Here is a 21247-nt window from a genome sequence, read left to right as displayed (position 1 = left end):
CGGCGCCTGTGAAAGCAATTGATAAGGCTCAGTTCTTAGCCGCCGGAATCCAGCTGGCTGTTGCGGCATCGCTCTTCAGGAAGGCCGGGAATTTCTGCTGCAGTTCTTCGATCGTGCCGATCTTGTTGTTGATGAGATCGTCACGCGTGATGAGCGTCGGCTGCAGAAGAACGGAGCGGCCCGGGGACTGGCCGGCAATGGCAAGCGAAACGGCGCGAACGGAAACTTCGCCGACGACGGCAGCGTTCGTGGCAGCGGTAGCGACCCAGGCGCTGTCCGGCTCGACCATCAGCTGGATATCGGCAGTCGAGGTGTCGACACCATAGATCTTCACCTGGCCGGAAAGGCCGAGCTCGTCGATGGCGAGCTTCACGCCCTTGGCAAACTCATCCCACGGCGTAAAGATCACCGAAATATCCGGATTGGCGCGCAGGACGGCCTTGGTCTGGTCGGCCACGGAAGCAGGCACGGTGTCATTGACCACGCCCCAGACGGCCTTTTCCTTCAGATTGTGCTTGACAATGAAATCCTTCCACCCCGCATAGCGGCGGTCGAGCGGCGCAAAACCGGCAACGTAGACGGCACCGCCGGTGAACCCGTCACCCTTATCCTTCACGGCCTGGTCAAGCACGAGCTTGGCCATATCCCTGTCGCTCTGTTCGATCTGCGGAATTTGCGGATCGTCGAGGTTGACGTCATAGGCGACGACCTTGATGCCTTTGTCGAGCGCCTTCTGCGCGACATCCTTCAGGACTTCGGGGCGGCCATTGTTGATGATGATGCCGTCGACACCGAGATTGATCGCCTGCTCGACGAGATTGCGCTGCGTGTCGTTGTCATTGCGGGCCTGGGAGACGGTGAGGTTGACGCCAAGCGCATCCGCCTGCCGCTTGACACCGGCCTCGAAGGCCTGCAGCCAGTCGCCGCTGCCCAGGAAGCTGACGACAGCAATATTGACGGTCCTCTTGTCGAAGGGAGCGGGCGCGCCGCTGAGGCCTGCCGCCGATGCCGAGGTCATGAAAAGCGAGCCGGCGACAATGGCCGAAGCGATGGCTTTGAATAATTTGATCATTGAAAATCCATTGAGTGTCGAGTTGGGACGGATGCCGGGATCACGCCTTGCTGCGGCTGATCCCATAGGTAAGTGCAAGCGCACCGACGAGAACGGCGCCCTTGATGAAGTCCTGCGTGTAATAGGGCGCATTCAGCATCGTCAGCCCGTTCAGAAGCACGCCGACGAAGACGGCGCCGATCGTCGTGCCGAGAACGTTGGGGCGGCGCAGTCCCAGCACGGCAAAGCCAATGAGCGAGGCTGCCACGGAATCCATCAGCAGCGAGGCGCCGGAGGAGACGTCGCCACGTCCGACACGGGCAGCGACGATGATGCCGCCAAGCGAGGCGAGAGTGCCCGAAAGCACGTAGGCAAAGGTCTTCAGGCGGGCGATATTGGCGCCGGCGAGCCTGGTCGCGGCTTCATTGCCGCCGGTCGCATAGAGAAGGCGGCCAAGGCGTGTGCGCTCCGTGAGGACGTAGAGCACGAAGGCGACGATCAGCATGAGGATGACGGGGAAGGGAATGGTGCCGAACAGGCTCGACCGTCCGATCGTCAGGAAGGCAGGGTCAACCTTGCCGGTTGCCGTCGTTCCATCGGGAAGAATGAGGCCGACGGAGATAGAGCGCCCGGCGGTTGGGATCAGCTGCAGCCCGGTCAAAAGAAACATGGTCGCGAGCGTGGCGAGCAGATCCGGTACCTTCAGGCGAACGATCAGCAAGGCATTGACGAGCCCGACGATCGCGCCGAAAGCGAGCACCAGCGGCACCGTCTCGTAGGCGTTGAGATTGAGCACGATCATGGCATAGCTCGCCGCCATGACACTCGAGGCGGCGACCGCACCGACGGAAAGATCGAAGCCGCCGATGGCAAGCGTCACCGTAACGCCCGCGCCGATGATGGCGACCACCGAAACCGCCTGCAGGATGCTCATCAGATTGTTGATATTGATGAAGGCCGGCTGGGCGAGGCTGAAGATGATGACGAGGGCAAGGAGGAGGAAAAATACAGCCCCCCGCCGTACGAATTCACGTGGCGATATCGCGCCGTCTACTGCCTTTCCCTCGGGGATCTGGATGGTTCCTTCACTCATCAGGCATATTCCTCGTTCTGCCGATCGCCGTCACTTGCGTGAGCGACCTCTTTCAGTGTGTGATGCTCCATCAGCACCACCCGGTCGGCGACTTCGAGCGCCTCTTCCGGATCGGATGTGGCAATCAGGGTGGCGCGATCGCTATGGGCGCGGATGGCGGCGATAATGTCCTGGCGGGCACCGACATCGACACCCTGGAAGGGTTCGTCGAGCAGCAGCAGGCGGCTCGGCTCCGCCTCCCAGCGCGCGAGCACGACCTTTTGCTGATTGCCGCCGGAAAGCGACCAGACGGATGCGTCGGGACCAGACGCCTTGATGCCGAGGCGCCGAATGGCCTTTTCGCCCTCACGAGTCTCTCGCCCCGAAAACAGGAAACCCGATGGATACCATTGCTTCAGGTGCGGCAGGCTGATCGTGGAGGCGATGCTTTCGCCCGGCCAGTCCAGCGGCATCAGCGAGGAGCGATGCCGATCGGCGGCAGCCATGACGACGCCGCGCGCGATCGCCTCTGCGGGCGAGGCGGGCTCAAAGGGGGCGCCATCGAGCAGCGCGTTGCCGGCAGCGAAGCGTTCGAGGCCGAAAAGGGCCGAGAGAAGCCGGCTTTTGCCGGCGCCGAGAACGCCGGTAATCGCTACGACTTCGCCGGCATGAAGCTTGAGATCGATCGGCGGGCTGCCGGCAAGCAGCCGCACGCCCTGAAGCTCCAGCACGGTTTGGTCGAACCGTTCGCGGCGATGCGGACGAGCGGCCGTCATCGATCGTCCGATCATGGTTTCGATGGCAGCGTTAAAATCGATGGGGCGTGTAAAGTCACCGACATTGCGGCCGCCGCGCAGGACGACTACGCGGTCGGCCAGCGCATCGAGATCGGCGGTTCGATGCGAGATATAGAGAATGCCGAGGCCGCGCGCTTTCAGTTGGCGAACGATATCGTAAAGGCGCCCTGTCTCGCGTGCGGAAAGGCTTGCCGTCGGCTCGTCCAGGATCAGAAGCTGCGCCTTGTTCGAGAGGGCTCGCGCAATGGCAACCATCTGCCGGTCCGCCGTACCGAGGTCGCCGAAATCCCGATCGAGCGGCAGGTCGAAACCGGCTTCCGAAAGGATGGTCGCCGCCTTTCGCCGCACCGTACGCTTCGACAGGAAGAAGGGCTGTCGTCCATCGACGAATTGATTGAGCAGAAGGGCATCTGCCATCGAAAGGCCCGCCACGCCGACGACGTCAGTGGATTGGTGCACGGTGACGATGCCTTGGGCTACGGCCCCGGCTGGACTGTCGGCGTGATAATCATTGCCGTTCCACAAGATCCTGCCTGAATCGGCGCGGTGAATGCCCGACAGGATTTTCACCAAAGTCGATTTCCCAGCGCCGTTGGCTCCCATCAGCGCGACGACTTCGCCGCTGTCGATGGTGAGCGACGCGCCCGCCAGGGCCTGCGTCGAGCCGAAGGCAAGCGAGAGATTTTGAATATCCAGCAAGGTCATGCGTGCAGGCTCGATGATTGTCTGCGACAGCAGTAAGCGACTGCCGCCCAATCACAAGGATCGGCCTTGCTTTGTTGATTTATTCTATAGAATAAATTTTCATTTGGTTTTGCTTAGGTTTACTGGTGATCTCCGTGGGTTGGGAATGAGATCAATCAAACAATATGCCGCTCTGCAGCGCGTGAGTTTAATTTGTCCGAAATGCCAAGGGAGCTGAAAAACCCTTCCTTTAGTCTACTAATTTTATAGACAATATAAAAGCTCGGATATCGCGAATTTCCGTAGTCGTGACGGCATTGGTTTCGCCATTCGGATATATGCGCCAGGAGTTTTTATGGACACAGTTCTTTACCTTGCATCCCTTGCGGCCCGACCGAGCTTCGCTGCAAGCCGACGCATTTGGCCGATCCTGCAACATGTCCTGGCAGGCCTCATGGTGCTCTTTTCCCTCTTGCTATTGCTGCACGCTTTTTGCGGTGCCTGAACGCGCGTCGATCAAGGCCTCCCAAGGCAAGCGAAGAAAAGCCCGGCCCGCAACAGCGCAGGCCGGGCTTTCCAGCGTTACTTGATGGCGTTGAGATCGATACCCTTGGTTTCGCGAACGAAGATAAGGCCGATGACGAGCGTCATCGCAGCGATCGCGATCGGGTACCACAGGCCGTAATAGATGTCGCCCGTTGCGGCACTCATGGCGAAGACCGTTGCCGGCAGCAGGCCGCCGAACCAGCCATTGCCGATATGATAGGGCAGCGACATGCCGGTATAGCGGATGCGGGTCGGGAACATCTCCACCAGGATCGCGGCAATCGGGCCGTAGACCATCGTCACATAAATGACGAGGATCGTCAGGATCAGGATGGTCAAAGGCCAATTGATGGCCGAGGGATCGGCAACCATCTTGAAGGCGCCGCCGTTGGCGATGGTGTAGACCGGCATCTCTGTCGCGCCGCCAGCTTGATCCGCCGTCAGCAGTTTCGCTTTGATGAGATCGGCAACCGGGGTCACCGTCTTATCGCCCGCTCGCACGGTTGCGGCGTTCAGCCCGAGTTCCGGGTTGGCGGCGATGAAGGCATCGAGCTTGGCGTCGGGAACCTTGGCGGCGTCGCGCGCCAGCGGGAAGCCGGCCTTCTGCAAGGCAAGGTTCATGTCATGCGTGAATGCCGCGCTCTTCGCTGCTGCTCCGGCACCTGCCGCCGTTGCGTCATAGGAGGTTATGGTCGCGTCGCCGACCTTGATCGTCGCCGGCTGACCGGCTGGACCTTCGACAATCGTATAGGGCACGGAAGATTTCGCCAGGAAGGACGTGGCGATATCGCACGAATTGTTGAACTTGGCGGTTCCTACGGGATTGAACTGGAATGTGCAATCCCCGGGAGCTGCCGTCACCGTGGCGTGGACCGTCTGTTCCGCTTGGGCGAGGGCGGGGTTTGCGGCGTTGGTCAGCGCCTTGAACAGCGGGAAATAGGTGAGGATCGCCAGCGCAAGGCCCGCCATGATGATCGGCTTGCGGCCGATCTTGTCGGACAGCCAGCCGAAGAACACGAAGAAGCCGCTCCCGATCAGAAGCGCGATCGCGATCATGATGTTGACCGATTGGCCGTCGACCTTCAGCACGTTCTGCAGAAAGAACAGCGAGTAGAACTGGCCGGCATACCAGACGACCGCCTGGCCGGCAGTGAGGCCGAGCAGGGCGATGAGGGCGATTTTTGCGTTCTTCCATTGGCCGAAGGCTTCGGAAAGCGGCGCTTTGGAGCCCTTGCCCTCTTCCTTCATCTTCTTGAAGGCCGGCGATTCGCTGAGCGAGAGCCGAATCCAGACGGAGATGGCGAGCAGCAGGCAGGAGAGAAGGAAGGGAATGCGCCAGCCCCAGGCCGCGAAAGCCTCCTTGCCGAGGGCATTCTGGACAATCAGGATGACGATCAGCGACAGGAACAGACCGAGCGTTGCCGTCGTCTGGATCCACGACGTGTAGTAGCCGCGCCTGTTGTCGGGCGCATGCTCGGCGACATAGGTGGCGGCACCACCATACTCGCCGCCAAGCGCCAGGCCCTGCAGCAGGCGCAGGATGATCAGGATGACGGGAGCGGCGATGCCCCAGCTTGCCGAGCCGGGCAGAACGCCGACCAGGAAGGTCGAGAAACCCATGATCAGGATGGTGACGAGGAAGGTATATTTGCGTCCCACGAGGTCGCCGATGCGTCCAAAGACCAGGGCGCCGAATGGCCGGACGAGAAAGCCCGCGGCGAAAGCCAGCAAAGCGAAGATATTGCGGGTCGCCTCCGGATAATCGCTGAAGAAGGTTGCGCCGATGAAAGCGGCCAGCGACCCATAGAGATAGAAGTCGTACCATTCGAACACTGTGCCGAGCGAAGAGGCGAAGATGACCTTCTTCTCTTCCCTGGTCATGCCTCGACCGTTCGTCTCGGCCACGGACGTGGATGCCATGAATCAATCCTCCCAATTGCACCAGGGACATGGTCAAAAGACCCGTGTCATGTCCCCCATAATGACATTACGCAGGACTTTCCTGCCGATGGGCGCGGAAAGTCGCGCCAGTGGGTGCTCTCCCGATTTCCTCCCCCGGGAGATCACGCACCTGATGCATTTGCGAGTGTTGGCTAAAAATTGAAAATTGCAATGCCTGCAACCGCTGTCGCTATGGAAAACTGTGCGTAAAGCATCAAGAAATACGAATATATCGCTACGGGGCGCTAATACGGCGTACTCGCGGCACGGGGCCGGCGCCAGGAAGACTGGCATCAGCCGTATCTGAAATGTGCCGCGTGCCGGAGGTCACAGGTCCGCGTCTGCGCCGCTCTGGGCCTGTCTCACGCCGGCTGCAGCCGCAGGCGCCGGATCGGCGGAAAGGCAAGGGCGATACCGGCGGCCCCCAGACCGACCATGGACGAACCGATGAACAGCCACGAATAATTGGCGAAGCTGTCGAATATCCAGCCGCCGATCAGCGGCCCGGCCGCCATGCCGATGCTCGAAAGCATCGATGCCGCGCCGAAGACGGTGCCGATGACACGCGGCCCGAAATATTCGCGGGCAAGCACCGCATAAAGCGGCATGACGCCGCCATAGGCGCTGCCGAAAACGATCGCCAGTGCATAGAATTCGCCGAGTTCGCTGACCAGCAGATAGGTGGCAAGTGCTGCCGCCTGTACCAGCAGACCGGCGATCAGCACCGGTTTGACGCCGAGCCTGTCGGCAAGCGTACCATAGAGCAGGCGGCCGCCGAGCCCGGCAAGTCCCTCGACGCTGTAGATGCTGACGGCAGCCATAGGGCCTACGCCGCAGATCGTGGCGTAGCTGACCATATGGAAGATCGGTCCGGAATGGGCCGCGCAGCAGGCAAAGAAGGTGGCGCCAAGGACGATGAATTGCGGCGAGCGGAAGATCTGGCCGAGCGGCACGCTCTTCTCCTCCGCCTGCCCACCCCAGCCGGAGGTCTCCGCCAGAACGGACGCGCGCCGCACCAGCAGGGCAGCCGGGATCAGAAGCACCCACGCCATGAGACCGATGACAAGCATAGCGAAGCGCCAGTCATAGGCGGAAATAAGGTAACGGGCGAAAGGCGATACCGTCATCGGCGCGACGCCCATGCCGGCCGACACCAGCGACACCGCCAGGCCTCTTCCCTTGTCGAACCATGCGGTTGTCGCCGCGATCATGGGCGCGAAAAAGGCGCTGGCGGCGAGGCCGACGAGAATGCCGTAAGTCAGCTGGAATTGCAGGAGCGAGCCGGCGCGGCTCGCCAGGACCAGTGCAAGCCCGAGCAGCAGCGCACCGATCGTCACCACGATGCGGATGCCGAAGCGGTCACTTGCCGCACCCCAGGCGAAGGCGCCCAAGCCCATGGTCAGGAAATTCAACGTCATGGCGGCGGCGATGCCGGCATGCGACCAGCCCGTGTCGGCGGCAATCGGCACCTGAAAGATCGCTAAGGAAAACATCGCGCCGAGCGCAACACAGGTCATCAGCGCACCGGCACCGACGATTACCCAACGATAGGACGAATTCATTTCGCAGCTCCTTCCAGCCCGGTTCGGCGCGAGAGATCGGATAATATCCTTTCTCACCATGTCTGGAATAAAGACGATTGCGTCGGGACGATTTCGACATTGCCGCCGGAAAAATTTTCATCGGCTGCGCGGGCGATACGTTTGAAAGTCTGGCGGCCAGATCGCCCACAGGGCGCGTGTGCCCCGGCGTGAGGAATCCTCGGTAGCTTTAAGCGGTAGGGTGATACCTCTCCTTGAGGGGAGAGGTCGCCGCGTAGCGGCGGGTGGGGGTGACAATTGCTTGGCTGCAAAGGTTGCGGCGATCACCCCACCCCGGAGCTATGCTCCGACCTCCCCCACAAGGGCAGGGTGAAAATCAGTGTACCGGAGCAACCAGCGAGAAGAACGCGCCTTGCGGGTCGGTGGCCTGGACGATCCAGCCCCATGTCGAAATCGGACCTAGGTTCCCCACCGAACATCTCGCAGACGCGATGGCCCTGTCAGACATCGGTGTCGTTCCGCAGTCATGAGGACGCCGATCTGTCGGCATCGCGTTGCAACCGCTGTCGGCACGTCGGCACCCGGAATTTAATCTTGAGCTCATATACGGCTGCTAAAACAGCCGCCTCGATGCTGGAAGACCCTGCTTCGCAGCCGAAGGCGAGCTCAAGCAGCTACAAATGATTTACAGCCTCAAAGCAATACCGAACCAGATCTTTACGTCATGGAGCGGCATATTCAATGGCTCATATCGTCATCATTAATCCGCGTTTCGAAACCTCCTATTGGGGTATGGAACACGCGCTTCCGCTGTTCGATGTGAAGGCCAACCTGCCCGTTGCCTGTCTGCCGCTGCTTGCGGCGCTAACGCCCGCGGAACATACCGTTATACTCTTGGACGAGAATATCGAACCGATCGACTACGACCTTTGCGAGAAAGCCGACATCGTTGCGCTGACGGGCATGATCGTCCAGCGCTTCCGGATGACGGAAATCCTGATCGAGCTCAAACGACGCAATTGCTTCACCGTCGTCGGCGGACCTTGGGTTACGGTCAAGGAAGACTATTTCGGCGATCTCGTCGATGTCTCCTTCATCGGCGAAGCGGAGGAAACCTGGCCGAAATTCCTGCGCGAATGGCGGCAGGACAACCATGCGCGGCGCTACGAACAGTCCGACAGAACGGATATGAGCAAGGTGCCGGTGCCGCGCTTCGACCTCCTGAAGATGCATGAATATGCCGTCGGCAGCATCCAGTTCTCGCGCGGCTGTCCCTTCACCTGCGATTTCTGCGATATCATCGTGGTCTTCGGCCGCAAGCCGCGCATCAAGACCAGCGCCCAGGTCATCGCCGAGATGGAGGCTCTGCTGGCCGCTGGAATGGATACGGCCTTCATCGTCGACGACAATCTGATCGGTAACAAGAAGGCGATCAAGGAGGTTTTGCGCGATGTCGTCGCCTGGCAGGAAAGACGTCATTATCCGATGACGTTCCTCACCGAAGCGTCGATCGATCTGGCTGACGATGCGGAGCTGATGCAGCTGATGGTCGATGCCAATATCCGCGTCGTCTTCATCGGCATCGAAACACCGAACGAGGAGGCGTTGCGGGAAACAAAGAAGCTGCAGAACCTGCGCAAGGGCGGCACCATGCTGGAAAAGATCCACGCGATCCAGCAGACCGGCATGGAAGTGTGGTGCGGCATGATCCTCGGCTTCGACAGCGACGATGCGACTATTTTCGATGCGCAGCGCGTCTTCATCAAGGATGCGCGCATCGTCAACGCCATGATCGGCATGCTGGCGGCGATTCCGAAGACGCCGCTCTACACGCGTCTTGCCAAGGAGGGGAGGCTCGATCACGATGATCCGCCCGCCTTCGGCACCAACGTCATTCCGCTCAATCTTTCGCGTGAAACGCTGCGGGATGGATATCTTTCCGTCCTTAGCGATCTGCATCAACCGACGGCTTACTTCGACCGGCTGGATGCGCTTTACATCGATGCTCATATCGAACCGGAAAGCACCCGCTTACGGCACCTTCGTCGCCATCCTTTGCGGCTGCTGGTTCTCAACGCAACATGGGCGATGGAGGCGGCTGGAATTTTCGTTCGCCTGATGCGTGGTGTGAAGGAAGCGGATCTGCGCGCCGTCTATCGCCGGCGGCTTCTCAATCTGCTGCGGCATCGCCGCTCTCCGATCATCCTGCAAATCTACGCGATCAAGTGTGCCATGCACTACCATGCCCATATCATGGTCCAGCAGATGCGCACCGGCGGTGGCATCGTCAACTCATTCTAGCGACGCTTCGGCGAAGAGCTTCATTGCAACGAAGCCTGTTTTGTTGTTGCGCCGGCGCAACACCAGGCGTGAGATTCCTGCAATTCGAAATTGTGGGGTTGCCGTTTTTCCGATCTCGCGTATTATATACCCATCCGCAAATCAAACAGAGGAGGCGTGACATGCATCATACACGAATGTTTACATACGTCTCCGGCGGAATGCTCGTTGCTGGCTTGGTATGCACCATGCCAACCACACGACGAGCTTTTATTTAAAGCCAATAAAGGCTTTATCTACCGCCGTTTAGGCACTTTTCCCATAACTGCATCGTGACCTGCCCAGGGAATGAATCCGCGCATGTTTTGCGCGCTTGCTCCTGAAGCCGGTCAAGCTTCAAGAGGACCTGGCTGCGTAATTGCGCCAGGAAGGACGATGACGCATTCACAATTTTTAGTTGCTGACAGTTTGACGGCGACGATCGACGAACTATGCCAGAAATTCGGTGTCTGGAGGACCGCAAGGGCTCTGCTGCTTGTCGTCTGGAGGCAGCGGCAAACGCGCATGCAGGTGTCCGAACTATCGAATCATCAGCTTCGTGACATTGGTCTGCCGGAGCGGGAGGACACTCCGAGCCAGTTCAATTCCCTGGCGCTACACCTGCGCCGCTTCGGTTAGGCCGAAAAGGATGGGCATGAGCGCTTCATCCCATTCCGCCGATCGATTCCGGCCCGGAAATAGCCTTGACCGACAACGTCCAGGGTATGAAACGCATGATCGGCGGCGCAGACCCGAATGGTTCTGTACGCCGCCGGTTACCATAAAAATGGCTTCACCGCCATCAGCGGGGGATGGCAATCGATGGTCTCCCCTGCTGTGGCGCGAACGATGACCGTTGACATATCGCTCTGTTCGATCGTGGACGGAGTGCAGGTCATCGCGCAGGAAGCAGCGACATTCGCCGCTTTGGCAGCCATCATCCTGGTCTATCTTCTGCTCGTTGCTTTATTCCGTCTTCGCCGGCCAAGCCGCACGCGGTTTAGCCAATTGCCATGCCTTCGGGTTACACGGTCAGGACCGCATAGATGACGCCGCCGTTTTCACCGCGCGTGACCGAAACATCCGTGACCGGGTGCTTGACCTTGTCGATGATCGACTGCACATCCTCATTCGTTCGCCAGATCAACGGCCAATTCATGAAGGTTTCCATGTAGCCTTCGACGCCGATATCCTTTGCGAAATTCGCGAGAAGGAACTTGCCACCTGGCTTCAGCATCTGCAGGCAGCGCTCCGTCAGCCGAACGGCGACGCTTTCGGCAAGATAATCGTAAAGACCGGCTGCATAGATGAAATCGAACGTGCCAAGCTTCTGCGCGCGCCCGAGAATGGTGCGGACAGAGCCGTTGATCGCTTCGATGCAGCTGCCATGGAAGGCCGAACTCACGGTACCGACGCTGACGGGATCCTGATCGAGCGCGATCCAGCGCTTGAGCCTGCCGCTTTGCAGAGCCTGGGAGCGCTCCGCTTCACGAAGGTGGCCAGCCGCAATCGCCAGGATTTCGGCCTTGTCGTTCTTTTCGGCCACCGCATCGACATGCGCCGCCAGAAGATCACGCCTCTCCCGCACGGCAACGGCGGACGCGGCTTGCCGGGTAAAATCGTAAACTTCGGCGCCCAGCGCCGAGGCTTCCTTCACCTGTTCGGCGACGGCCGGATGTTCATAAATGAAGTCCAGCAGATAGGCATCGCCGCTATAGCCGCGCGGCTTTTCGAAGGACCATCGGGTCAGAGGGTCCTGAAGCAGGAAGGACGAAACTGGATGCGTCTGCGCAGTGGCGGTGAGATGCGTCCAGGTCCGGGGCGTCACCTTGTTCTTCAACGCCTGCAGGCGCTCCGTCAGGGCTTTCATGATGCCCTGAACCGGTGCACTGGCTTCAAATGCCTGCTGTGCCAAAGAGAGAATAAGGGCAAGTTCGGCCTCGCCCTCTTTAATTTGCTCGGTTGTAAGACTGTTACTCGATGATCTCGTATGTTTCGAGATGGATTGCGCGGTAACGAGGCTATAGCCATCAAGAGCAGTTTGAAATTGTTTCAATTTTAAACGAGTCCGTGAACACTCCGCAAACCATATCTCAGATAAAAAATGAGCGCTATGGTTTTGTTAATGTCACTGCGGCAACGCTGTCGTTATCAAACGGATCAAATTAGCCGCCTTGGTCAAGCGAGTGATTGGTTCAGTCGAGCGACGCAAAGGTAAAGCGGTGGACATGAAGTCTCGGCTAACTCGGGTGATGATGAGTATGCGTCGATTGTCGGGAGGAAGCGGTCTTGGCTGGAAAGAGGCTCGCTTGATGAGCAATCCTGCCGAGCTTCGTGCGCTCTACAAGGACTATGGCAACGAGGCGCGTCGTACCCTGGCACGCAGCGGCCTTTGGCTTGCGGTGCCGGTCTATATTCTTTTCCTGATCACCGACCTGATATTCACTCCCGATGTCTCCCATGTGACGATTCCGGCGCGTTTTTTCATCGGCGGCGTCTCGCTCCTTGTTCTGGAGATCCAGTTTGCGCGCCAGCGTCGCGCCGGAGAGCTTGAGACGACATGCGCGAGCGCCGTGGTCTTCGGGTATGTCGTGTGGCTCGTGCCGACGCTGCAGACTGCCAATGCCGAGGCTTTTTCCTATTACGCCGCCTTCGGCGCCATTTTCATGATGGGCGTCAATCTGTTCTTCAGCCTCGAATTTGCTCTCGCTCTTGCGTCATCGGGGATGATCTTCGCCATCTTTCTGCTATCGCTTGCCGAGTTCCATTACAGCCCGGCCTATTGCCTGGCCTTTACGACCTTTTATCTCTGTTGTTTCGTGTTCACCGCCTATGTGAACTGGAAATTGAACAAGGAGCGTTTCAACGTCTTTCTCAATGCCAGGGAAGCCGAACTGCAGCAGCGCCAGGCGGCGGAACGCGGCGAGGCGCTTCTGCGCCTGTCCATTACCGACTCCCTTACCGGAATGGAAAACCGCCGGGCGGCCGATATAAGGCTCAAGCAGTTCTGGGAGCGTTGGCGTGAGGATGGCGTGGCATTTGCGGTCCTGCTGGTCGACGTCGATTTCTTCAAAAAATACAATGACTATTATGGGCACCAGGAAGGCGACCATTGCCTCATCACGGTCGCCAATGCCTTGTCGGATATCGTGGCGCCTCTGGGTGCGACCGTCGGACGATACGGCGGCGAAGAGTTCATCGTCATCCTCGATCTTGAGCGCGGATCGGACGCACTGGCGTTGGCGGAAGCCATTTGCCAGGGGATCGAGGCGCTGGATATCGTTCATGCCCAGCGGCTCGACGGCTTCCAGCACGTCACCGTCAGCGTTGGGGCGACCGTCACGAGGGATGCAGCCGGCACCAAGCTGGAAAATGTCATCAATGAAGCCGACCGCGCCCTTTATTCCGCAAAGGCGAGCGGCCGCAACTGCGCCAGAATATTCGATCCGAACGAGCTTCCGGGTGGTGACGCCAGCGAGAACATCGCGGCGATACTGAAGATCGCCATCCAGCAGAACCTTGTCTCTCTGGTCTATCAGCCGATCCAATATCTCGAGACGGGGGAAATCGGCGCCTATGAGGCCCTGATGCGCCTGCAATTGCTCGATGGCTCGAGCTCTTCCCCCGCGATCTTCATTCCGATAGCGGAGCGAACGGGGGCCATCATCGAATTGGGCTACTGGGCGATCAGGAGGGCATGCTGCGAGCTGCTATCCCGCGACGTCGTCGAAACGGTCAGCGTCAACGTCTCCCCGATCCAATTGCGTGCGCCGGGCTTTGCGGCACAGGTGGCCGCCATCCTGGCCGAAACCGGCGTTTCCGGGCACAGGCTTGCGTTCGAGATCACCGAGGGCGTCGATATGGAAATACGCCCCGACGTGCTCGACAGCGTCCAGGACCTCAAGAGGCTCGGTATCAAATTCTGGCTGGACGATTTCGGCACGGGTTTTGCCGGTCTATCTTGGCTTCGCCTGATGGAATTCGAAACCGTGAAGATCGACAAATCGTTTCTTCACGACGCGACAAACAGCGACGGCGCCAAGATCCTTCTCGAAGATATCATCGGCCTGGTGCGCAATCGCGGGCATCGCATTCTTGTCGAAGGGGTCGAGAACGAAGAGCAGCTCGATCTCGTCAAATCCTTTGGCATCGATGCCGTTCAAGGGTACCATATCGGCAGGCCCGCACCGCCGCTCAAGCATCCGATCGTGGTCCGCCGTGCGGGACACCGACGCTGGCAGGCATCGGCCTGAGCGCCGGTGCTGGTCCTCAGCGTCACCGCAAAGGCAGCAGCGTCATGAGCGTCAACCTTTCCGAGATCTACCGAAATTATATCGCCTGTTTGAACCGGCAAGACTGGCCAAACCTTGGCAGGTTTGTCGATGAGGATGTTCACTACAACGGCGCCTATGTCGGATTATCCGGCTATCGCAACATGCTCGCGGGCGATTTCCTGGCAATCCCCGACCTCCGTTTCGACATTAGCCTGTTGATTTGCCAGCCGCCGCATGTCGCCAGCCGCCTGCAGTTCGATTGTACGCCAAAGGGGATGCTGTTCGGCATGCCGGTGAACGGCAGGAGGGTCCAATTTTCGGAGAACGTCTTCTACGAGTTTCGGGACGCTCGGATCCGCAGCGTCTGGTCGATCATCGACAAGGCTGCCATTGCGGCTCAGCTATAGATCTTGACGATCAGGTTCGGAAACGGCCGCCGATGGCAGAGCTACTTATGATCAAGGCGCAACGCTATGAAACCGGCGATGAAGGCGGCCAGGCCACTGACGGCAATAGGACCTAAATAGCTGCCGGTGTGATCGAAAATGACACCCGTGGCCGTTGGGCCAATCAAGGCCGCGATACCCACTGCCGTATAGAGATATCCGAGGACAGCGCCGATATGGCGCGTCCCAAACAGATCGGCGGCCACAGCCGGATAAAGCCCGACGCAGCCGCCATAGCTCATGCCGAAAGTCAACGCGAACAATGCCAGCTGGATCATGCCAGTTGCCGATGCCCACAGGGCGAACGAGGCTGCGACCGCGAATGTCAGCGATGCCAAGAGCCGGCGGCGGCCGAGGCGATCGCCGAGACCGGCCAGAAAAAAGCGCCCGATGACGTTACCCACGCCGATGAGGCTTACAAGAACCGTCCCATCTTGAAGCGAGAGGCCCATATCCAGGGTGGCTGCCACGATATGCACATAGGGAATGAAGGTGCAGAAGGACGACAGGATGAGCATGATATAGAAAAGGCGAAATCTGCTGTCGCGCCAGATGGCGAGAGCATTTGCATGGCTGTTCGCCTGAGGCGAGGTCGGATTGGTATTATCGCGCCTTTTGCGCATGACAATTGCAGCCGGCACGCCAAAACCCGCAAGCATGAATGCGAGGGCGACAAAGCATCCACGCCAACCGATGGACGGAAGTGCCTGGCCGACTGCGAAAGGCAGAACGAGGGTGCCGATGCCAATGCCCGCTGTCGCAATGCCCGAGGCCTGACTTCGTTTGCGGATGAACCAGGACTGCACAACCCCAAGGGCTGGAACGTAAGACAGGCCGATCCCAAACCCGATGCCAAAGCCATACCAGATATAAAGCGATAGGAGAGAGCCGGCACGAGTGGCGCCTATATAGCCAAGGATCATAGCGGCTAACCCCAGAAGAACCAGGCTGCGCGGCGACCATCTATCGGCAAGCGGTCCGGCAATCGCCCCCAGGGAGTAGAAAAGGAAAGCGGAAATGGAGAAGACGAAAGCGATCTCGCCGCGAGAGGCACTAAATTCTGCGGCAAGCCCAGGGAAGGTGGCGGAAAAGGAATAGGCGGCTCCGAACGTCACGGCTGTCAGAGCATGGGTGGCGGCAACGACTTTCCACCCCTCCCGCATATCGGCTTCTTCATGGTTATGCGAAAGGGTCAGTTCGGACATCATCGAGCTCTGAAAAAGTCGCGCTGCCGGCCACTATGGCCTACGGCGTAGCGGCCGAACAATGAATAGTGCTGATGCCCTTTATTGATTCCCTTGATCTATCCCGGTTTCGAGGCCCGGCATCGCGAGACCGGGCTATTCGCGAACTATCTGCGAAGAAGCCAGGTCGGTTTCGATGAAAATGCATGATCTGTCGGCGGTCTGCAGGAGAGTGTCCGCGACGCCACCATAGGAAAGGCTGCCGCTTGCCCGCTTGCTCACGCCGAGCACGATCAGATTATATTTTCCGCTGCGGGCATGGCGCAGGATCGAAAGCTCAGGCGAAGGTCCCTGCTGAACCACTTTTTCGATTTTGACGCCGTAGTAGTCGGCAATCGCGCCGACCGTCTTCATAACCTCCCAATTATCGCTGCCGCGGTCGCTGATGCGCGGAATGGCTCTTGCCTGCCGTGGTTCGACGATCAGCAGCACGGCGCAATGAGCGTTTGCCGCCTTGGCAACGGCAAGTCCGAATTCCGCCGCCCTGACGGAGCGCTCCGTACCGCTGACGGGGAGCAGGATTCGCAGATCTTGGGGGCGCTCCGGTAACGCCCCGCGCGCAGTGACGATGGCGGAGGTTCCCTTGAAGGCCGAGGTCATGACCTGCAGGGTCTCACTGAAGCGGCCGTCCTCTCCCATCGAAGGCTCGATGCCGGTGAAGAGAAGGTCGTGGCCGCTGTCCGAGATGTCGCCGAGCATGGTTTCGAGCTCACCATCCTTTTCCCGAGCCGTGACGTGGATATCGCTTTCGGCGCCTATGTCCTTGTCAGGTGGCGCCGACGACAACAGATCGGTTGCGCATTGGCGCAGATCCTCGGCAATGGCTCGGGCTTGCGAGGGTGGTTCCGCGGCAGTTGCCATTTCCGGCTCCCTTTCGGCCTCCTTCGGTTCGCGCACGTCGAGAACGGTGACCGGCATCTTGCGCGTCACTGCGAAGAAGGCGGCAATCCAGATTGCAAGGCGGCTGCTTTGCGAGCCGTCGACGGTCAGCAGGATGCGTTCGAAATTCGCCAGGAAGCTTTCGCTTTCGAATTGCTCGCGCTCGAGCCGATCGCGCTCTTCGTCGCGCAGCGGCAGGCGTGCCAACGCCCAGCGCAGCGTCGGCGGCATCGCCATCGTCGTGATGACGGCCATGGCGACGATGACGGAAAAGAGCTTCTCGTCCAGAACGCCGACGGACAGGCCTATGGTCGCGACGATCACTTCCGTCGATCCCCTCGCATTCATGCCGCAGCCGAGAGCGAGGGCCTCCGATCCCGAATAGCCGCTGATCTTGGCGGCGGCAAAAGCCCCGCCGAACTTGCCGAGGCTGGCAATGACGACGACGGCCGCCGTCAGCAACAATATGGAGGGATCGGCGAGCATGGTGAGATCGGTCTGCAGGCCGGTCAGACCGAAGAAGACGGGCATGAACAGCGCCGTCGTCAGCGCACGAAGCTGCACGTCGATCTGACGGGTGAGGATCGGCGATTCACCGACGAGGATGCCCGCGACGAAGGCGCCGAGCACGGTATGGACGCCGATAAGATTGGTGATGATCGCCATCGTGCCCATGATCGCGACGATGGCGCTGAGCACCGGCAGGTCGCTGCGAAAATTGTCGTTGGTCCAGCGAATGATTTCGAAGACGATCCGCCTGCCAATGGTAAAGCTGACGGCCATGAAGGCCAGCGTGCCGATCGCGCTGGTTGCCAGAGTCGAAAGGTCGACCGTGCCCTTTTCGGCGAGGCCGAAGGTGATGGCGATGATCACCCAGCCGATCGTATCGTCGATAATGGCGGAGGCGACGATCAGCTGGCCGATGTTCCGGCGCATGAAATCCATCTCACGCACCACGGAAGCGACGATCTTCACCGAAGAGATGGAAAGCGCAGTACCGAGAAAGAGAGATGTGACGAGCCGCTTGCCGGGATCGGGAAGCAAGGCGTCTGGGATGAGCTCTCCCAGGACGAAACCTGCGGCAAAGGGAATAGCGATGCCGGTGAGCGAGACGCCCGCAGCAGATCTGCGCAGGCGCGTTGCCAGGCCGAGATCGGTTTCCATGCCAGCCAGCAGCAGAAGGAAGAGGATACCGAGCTGACCGATTGCATCGGTCATATTTTTCTGGCCTGGATCCGAGGGAAAGATGCTGGCCTGCACATGCGGAAGCACCAGGCCGAAAAGGGAGGGGCCGAGAATGATGCCGGCGATGATCTGGCCCATGATCGACGGCTGGCCGATGCGCACCATCCATTCGCCAAGCAACCTGCCCGATACGACAAGCAGGACGATCTGCGCCAGAAACAGCCCTTCGGAGGCATGGCTGGCCTTTTGCCCATCAGCCGCGAAGGCGATTTGCGCGATCGACAGCGATAGGATGAGGGCGATGGGAAGGGTAAGTGCGCTTGAAGGAAATACTTTCGAGGTTCTCTGGCGTGACGGCATGGATCGATCCCACTGAGCAGCAGGAAAACGCGCCAGAGCCTTTGCCGTTCCAGATGGCATCGGCAATTGCCGTCTTGATTTGTCCGGCATCGGGACGGCAAGCCGGTCCGCCGCCCTTGGAGCGGCGGACCAAAACTGATTGGAAAGTCAGACGCGTTCCAGCGCGATGGCAATGCCCTGCCCGACGCCGATGCACATGGTCGAGAGCGAATAGCGGCCGCCGGTTTCCTTCAGTTCCAGAGCTGCGGTGCCGGTGATGCGGGCGCCGGACATGCCAAGCGGATGGCCAAGCGCGATGGCGCCGCCGTTGCGGTTGACGCGCGCGTCGTCATCGGCGATGCCGAGTTCGCGCAGCACGGCAAGCCCCTGCGAAGCGAAGGCTTCGTTCAATTCGATGACGTCGAATTGTTCCTGGCGCATGCCGAGGCGCGTCATGAGCTTGCGTGAGGCGGGAACCGGGCCGATCCCCATGATGCGCGGGGGAACACCGGCGGCCGCGCCGCCGAGGATGCGGGCAATCGGCGTCAGGCCGTATTTCCTGGCAGCTGCCTCTGAAGCAATGATCAGCGCGGCAGCGCCATCATTGACGCCGGAAGCATTGCCGGCCGTCACCGTGCCGCCTTCCTTCTTGAAGGGTGTGCCAAGCTTGGCGAGTGCTTCCATCGTGGTGGCGCGCGGATGCTCGTCCTTGCCGACGACGACCTGATCGCCCTTGCGCTGCGGGATCGTCACCGAGGTGATCTCCCTGGCAAGCCGGCCGTTCTCCTGCGCTGCCGCAGCCTTTGCCTGCGAGCGAACGGCAAAGGCGTCCTGGTCTTCGCGGCTGACCCTATAGTCTTCGGCGACATTCTCGCCGGTTTCCGGCATGGAATCCACGCCATACTGCTTCTTCATGACAGGGTTGATGAAGCGCCAGCCGATGGTGGTGTCGTAGATCTCGGCATTGCGCGAAAAGGCGCTTTCGGCCTTGGGAATGACGAAGGGGGCGCGCGACATGCTTTCGACGCCGCCGGCGATCATGATGTCAGCCTCGCCGGCGCGGATGGCGCGGGCGGCAGTAATAACGGCATCCATGCCTGAACCGCAAAGGCGGTTGATCGTCGTGCCCGACACCGAAATTGGCAGGCCGGCCAGCAGGCCTGCCATGCGCGCGACGTTGCGATTGTCCTCGCCCGCCTGATTGGCGCAGCCATAGATCACATCGTCGACGGCTTCCCAGTCGACCAAGCCATTGCGCTCGATCAGCGCCTTCAGCGGCACGGCGCCGAGATCGTCGGCGCGGACGGAAGAAAGCGATCCGCCGAAGCGGCCGATCGGGGTGCGGATAAAGTCACAAATGAAGGCTTCGGTCATGGTCTTCTCCCTGCGGCGGCGCGCAAAAACGGGCAGCGGATTTGCGACAACGGCATACGAAATATTATAAGCTTAAAGCATTGCGCGCAAATCTGAAAGATAGCAACGCGCTTTAGAGCTTCGGCACGATGAGGTCGGCGACGGGGCGATCGGTATGAAGCGGCGCGCCGGTCATCGCCTGCAGTTCATCCATCGTCATTGCGGCGAGTTTTTCGCGCACGACGAAACCTTCCTTGGCAATGTCGATGACCGCATGGCTCGTATAGATGCGGGTGATGCAGCCGACGCCCGTCAGCGGGAACGTGCAGGCCTCCACCAGTTTCGGCTTGCCGTCCTTCGTCACATGTTCGGTGATGACGAAGACCTGCTTGGCGCCATGAACCAGATCCATGGCGCCGCCGACGGCAGGCACGCCTTTTGAGCCGACGCGCCAATTGGCGAGATCGCCGTTCTGCGCCACTTGATAGGCGCCAAGGATCGCGACATCCAGATGGCCGCCGCGCACCATGGCGAAGCTATCGGCGTGGTGGAAGAAGGAGGCACCCGGCTTCAGCGTGACTGCCTTCTTGCCGGCGTTGATCAGGTCCCAATCTTCCTCGCCTTCCGCCGGCGGCTCGCCGAAATTCAGTATGCCGTTTTCGGTGTGGAAGATCGCCTGACGGCCCGGAGGCTGGTAGCGGGCGACCATTTCCGGAAAGCCGATGCCGAGGTTCACATAGGCGCCGTCTTCGATATCCTGAGCCGCGCGCCAGGCGATCTGCGCGTTGGAGAGCTTGATGTCTTCGCGTGTGTCGATGGTCATACGTAAGCCACTCCGGCTCGAATGAGATTTTCTTCCTGCTGCGGATCGGCGACTTCAACGACGCCGTTGACGAAAATGCCGGGGGTAACGATGTGCTCGGGATCGAGCTCGCCGGCGGCAACGATTTTCGAGACCTGTGCGATCGTCTTGGCCGCGGCCATGCACATCAGCGGATTAAAATTGCGGCCGGCCTTGTTGTAGATGAGATTGCCCTGCACATCGCCGACATGGGCTTTGACAATGGCGAAATCGGCCTTGAGCCAGCGCTCCTGAACATAATGGCGGCCATCGAATTCGGCGATGACCTTGCCGTTGGCGAGTTCGGTGCCATAGGCGGTTGGGGTATAAAAGGCTGGAATGCCGGCGCCGCCGGCGCGGATGCGTTCGGCAAGCGTCCCCTGAGGCACTAGCTCCAGCTCGATTTCGCCCGCCAGATAGCGGTCCGTGAAGGCGCGCGGATCGGATGAACGCGGGAAGGAGCAGATCATCTTCCTGACCATGCCGGCATCGATCATTGCAGCGATGCCGATACGCCCGTTGCCGGCATTGTTGTTGATGACGGTCAGGTTCTTCGGGCCCTTGTCGATCAGCGCATGAATGAGTTCGATCGGCGCGCCGGAGCCGCCAAATCCGCCGATCATGACGGTCGCACCATCACCGATCTCGGAGACGGCAGCCGCCGTGCTCGCAATTGTCTTATCCATGCGCAAACTCCCACTTGCCAATGCGGGCGGACCAAGGCGCCCGTCCTCT

At 59.9% G+C, this 21247-nt stretch carries 15 protein-coding genes; 4 read left to right on the top strand and 11 right to left on the bottom strand.

The window, feature by feature from the left end:
- Positions 1 to 28: 28 nt before the first annotated feature.
- The 5 genes from FHT84_RS25670 to FHT84_RS25650 form a co-directional block, all read right to left on the bottom strand.
- Positions 29 to 1072, bottom strand: coding sequence for a substrate-binding domain-containing protein (locus FHT84_RS25670; protein ID WP_113249750.1), 1044 nt, complete (start codon positions 1070 to 1072; stop codon positions 29 to 31).
- Between the two features lie 40 nt (positions 1073 to 1112).
- Complete coding sequence (locus FHT84_RS25665; protein ID WP_112342463.1) at positions 1113 to 2144, bottom strand: ABC transporter permease; 1032 nt, start codon at positions 2142 to 2144, stop codon at positions 1113 to 1115.
- Positions 2144 to 3625 (bottom strand): sugar ABC transporter ATP-binding protein, encoded by a 1482-nt coding sequence (locus tag FHT84_RS25660; RefSeq protein WP_183764915.1) that lies wholly within the window; start codon positions 3623 to 3625, stop codon positions 2144 to 2146. The genes FHT84_RS25665 and FHT84_RS25660 overlap by 1 nt, the downstream gene beginning before the upstream one ends.
- Before the next feature lie 561 nt (positions 3626 to 4186).
- Positions 4187 to 6070 (bottom strand): MFS transporter, encoded by a 1884-nt coding sequence (locus tag FHT84_RS25655; RefSeq protein ID WP_112342462.1) that lies wholly within the window; start codon positions 6068 to 6070, stop codon positions 4187 to 4189.
- A 383-nt stretch (positions 6071 to 6453) separates the two neighbouring features.
- Complete coding sequence (locus FHT84_RS25650; protein WP_112342461.1) at positions 6454 to 7653, bottom strand: MFS transporter; 1200 nt, start codon at positions 7651 to 7653, stop codon at positions 6454 to 6456.
- A gap of 720 nt (positions 7654 to 8373) precedes the next feature.
- Between FHT84_RS25650 and FHT84_RS25645 the strand changes: the two genes are divergently transcribed.
- Positions 8374 to 9933, top strand: coding sequence for a radical SAM protein (locus FHT84_RS25645; RefSeq protein WP_112342460.1), 1560 nt, complete (start codon positions 8374 to 8376; stop codon positions 9931 to 9933).
- A 414-nt stretch (positions 9934 to 10347) separates the two neighbouring features.
- Positions 10348 to 10590 (top strand): DUF1127 domain-containing protein, encoded by a 243-nt coding sequence (locus tag FHT84_RS25640; protein WP_112342459.1) that lies wholly within the window; start codon positions 10348 to 10350, stop codon positions 10588 to 10590.
- A 385-nt stretch (positions 10591 to 10975) separates the two neighbouring features.
- On the opposite strand, the gene FHT84_RS25630 is transcribed toward FHT84_RS25640, so the two are convergent.
- A complete protein-coding gene (locus FHT84_RS25630; RefSeq protein WP_245430359.1) occupies positions 10976 to 11821 on the bottom strand; it encodes a class I SAM-dependent methyltransferase in 846 nt (281 codons plus the stop codon).
- 442 nt (positions 11822 to 12263) lie between these two features.
- Here FHT84_RS25630 and FHT84_RS25625 point away from each other — a divergent pair, with 442 nt between their 5' ends.
- Positions 12264 to 14204 carry a bifunctional diguanylate cyclase/phosphodiesterase gene (locus FHT84_RS25625; RefSeq protein ID WP_245430358.1) on the top strand — a complete coding sequence of 647 codons (1941 nt, stop codon included), beginning with the start codon at positions 12264 to 12266 and terminating at the stop codon, positions 14202 to 14204.
- Positions 14205 to 14248: 44 nt separating this feature from the next.
- Positions 14249 to 14632, top strand: coding sequence for an ester cyclase (locus tag FHT84_RS25620; RefSeq protein WP_112342456.1), 384 nt, complete (start codon positions 14249 to 14251; stop codon positions 14630 to 14632).
- A gap of 41 nt (positions 14633 to 14673) precedes the next feature.
- Here the strand turns inward: FHT84_RS25620 and FHT84_RS25615 are convergent, their stop codons facing one another.
- The 5 genes from FHT84_RS25615 to FHT84_RS25595 form a co-directional block, all read right to left on the bottom strand.
- Positions 14674 to 15876, bottom strand: a complete 1203-nt coding sequence (locus FHT84_RS25615) for an MFS transporter (RefSeq protein WP_112342510.1) — start codon at positions 15874 to 15876, stop codon at positions 14674 to 14676.
- 135 nt (positions 15877 to 16011) lie between these two features.
- A complete protein-coding gene (locus tag FHT84_RS25610; RefSeq protein ID WP_112342455.1) occupies positions 16012 to 18339 on the bottom strand; it encodes a cation:proton antiporter in 2328 nt (775 codons plus the stop codon).
- Between the two features lie 147 nt (positions 18340 to 18486).
- A complete protein-coding gene (pcaF, locus tag FHT84_RS25605) occupies positions 18487 to 19692 on the bottom strand; it encodes a 3-oxoadipyl-CoA thiolase (protein ID WP_112342454.1) in 1206 nt (401 codons plus the stop codon).
- A 112-nt stretch (positions 19693 to 19804) separates the two neighbouring features.
- Positions 19805 to 20494 carry a CoA transferase subunit B gene (locus FHT84_RS25600; RefSeq protein WP_112342453.1) on the bottom strand — a complete coding sequence of 230 codons (690 nt, stop codon included), beginning with the start codon at positions 20492 to 20494 and terminating at the stop codon, positions 19805 to 19807.
- Positions 20491 to 21198, bottom strand: coding sequence for a 3-oxoacid CoA-transferase subunit A (locus tag FHT84_RS25595; protein WP_112342452.1), 708 nt, complete (start codon positions 21196 to 21198; stop codon positions 20491 to 20493). Before FHT84_RS25595 ends, FHT84_RS25600 begins: the two co-directional genes overlap by 4 nt.
- Between the last annotated feature and the right edge of the window lie 49 nt (positions 21199 to 21247).

Source organism: Rhizobium sp. BK289, from assembly GCF_014193575.1.
Lineage (GTDB): Bacteria > Pseudomonadota > Alphaproteobacteria > Rhizobiales > Rhizobiaceae > Rhizobium > Rhizobium tropici_C.
This window is presented reverse-complemented; position numbering and strand designations above follow the sequence as displayed.

Bases quoted from the DNA above. Each gene is read 5' to 3' on its own strand.
- FHT84_RS25640 (WP_112342459.1), top strand. From the start codon at position 10,348: ATGACGCATTCACAATTTTTAGTTGCTGACAGTTTGACGGCGACGATC.
- FHT84_RS25600 (WP_112342453.1), bottom strand. From the start codon at position 20,494: ATGACCATCGACACACGCGAAGACATCAAGCTCTCCAACGCGCAGATC.
- FHT84_RS25625 (WP_245430358.1), top strand. From the start codon at position 12,264: ATGAGCAATCCTGCCGAGCTTCGTGCGCTCTACAAGGACTATGGCAAC.
- FHT84_RS25665 (WP_112342463.1), bottom strand. From the start codon at position 2,144: ATGAGTGAAGGAACCATCCAGATCCCCGAGGGAAAGGCAGTAGACGGC.
- FHT84_RS25645 (WP_112342460.1), top strand. From the start codon at position 8,374: ATGGCTCATATCGTCATCATTAATCCGCGTTTCGAAACCTCCTATTGG.
- FHT84_RS25610 (WP_112342455.1), bottom strand. From the start codon at position 18,339: ATGCCGTCACGCCAGAGAACCTCGAAAGTATTTCCTTCAAGCGCACTT.
- pcaF (WP_112342454.1), bottom strand. From the start codon at position 19,692: ATGACCGAAGCCTTCATTTGTGACTTTATCCGCACCCCGATCGGCCGC.
- FHT84_RS25615 (WP_112342510.1), bottom strand. From the start codon at position 15,876: ATGTCCGAACTGACCCTTTCGCATAACCATGAAGAAGCCGATATGCGG.
- FHT84_RS25660 (WP_183764915.1), bottom strand. From the start codon at position 3,625: ATGACCTTGCTGGATATTCAAAATCTCTCGCTTGCCTTCGGCTCGACG.
- FHT84_RS25650 (WP_112342461.1), bottom strand. From the start codon at position 7,653: ATGAATTCGTCCTATCGTTGGGTAATCGTCGGTGCCGGTGCGCTGATG.
- FHT84_RS25670 (WP_113249750.1), bottom strand. From the start codon at position 1,072: ATGATCAAATTATTCAAAGCCATCGCTTCGGCCATTGTCGCCGGCTCG.
- FHT84_RS25630 (WP_245430359.1), bottom strand. From the start codon at position 11,821: ATGAAAGCCCTGACGGAGCGCCTGCAGGCGTTGAAGAACAAGGTGACG.
- FHT84_RS25595 (WP_112342452.1), bottom strand. From the start codon at position 21,198: ATGGATAAGACAATTGCGAGCACGGCGGCTGCCGTCTCCGAGATCGGT.
- FHT84_RS25620 (WP_112342456.1), top strand. From the start codon at position 14,249: ATGAGCGTCAACCTTTCCGAGATCTACCGAAATTATATCGCCTGTTTG.
- FHT84_RS25655 (WP_112342462.1), bottom strand. From the start codon at position 6,070: ATGGCATCCACGTCCGTGGCCGAGACGAACGGTCGAGGCATGACCAGG.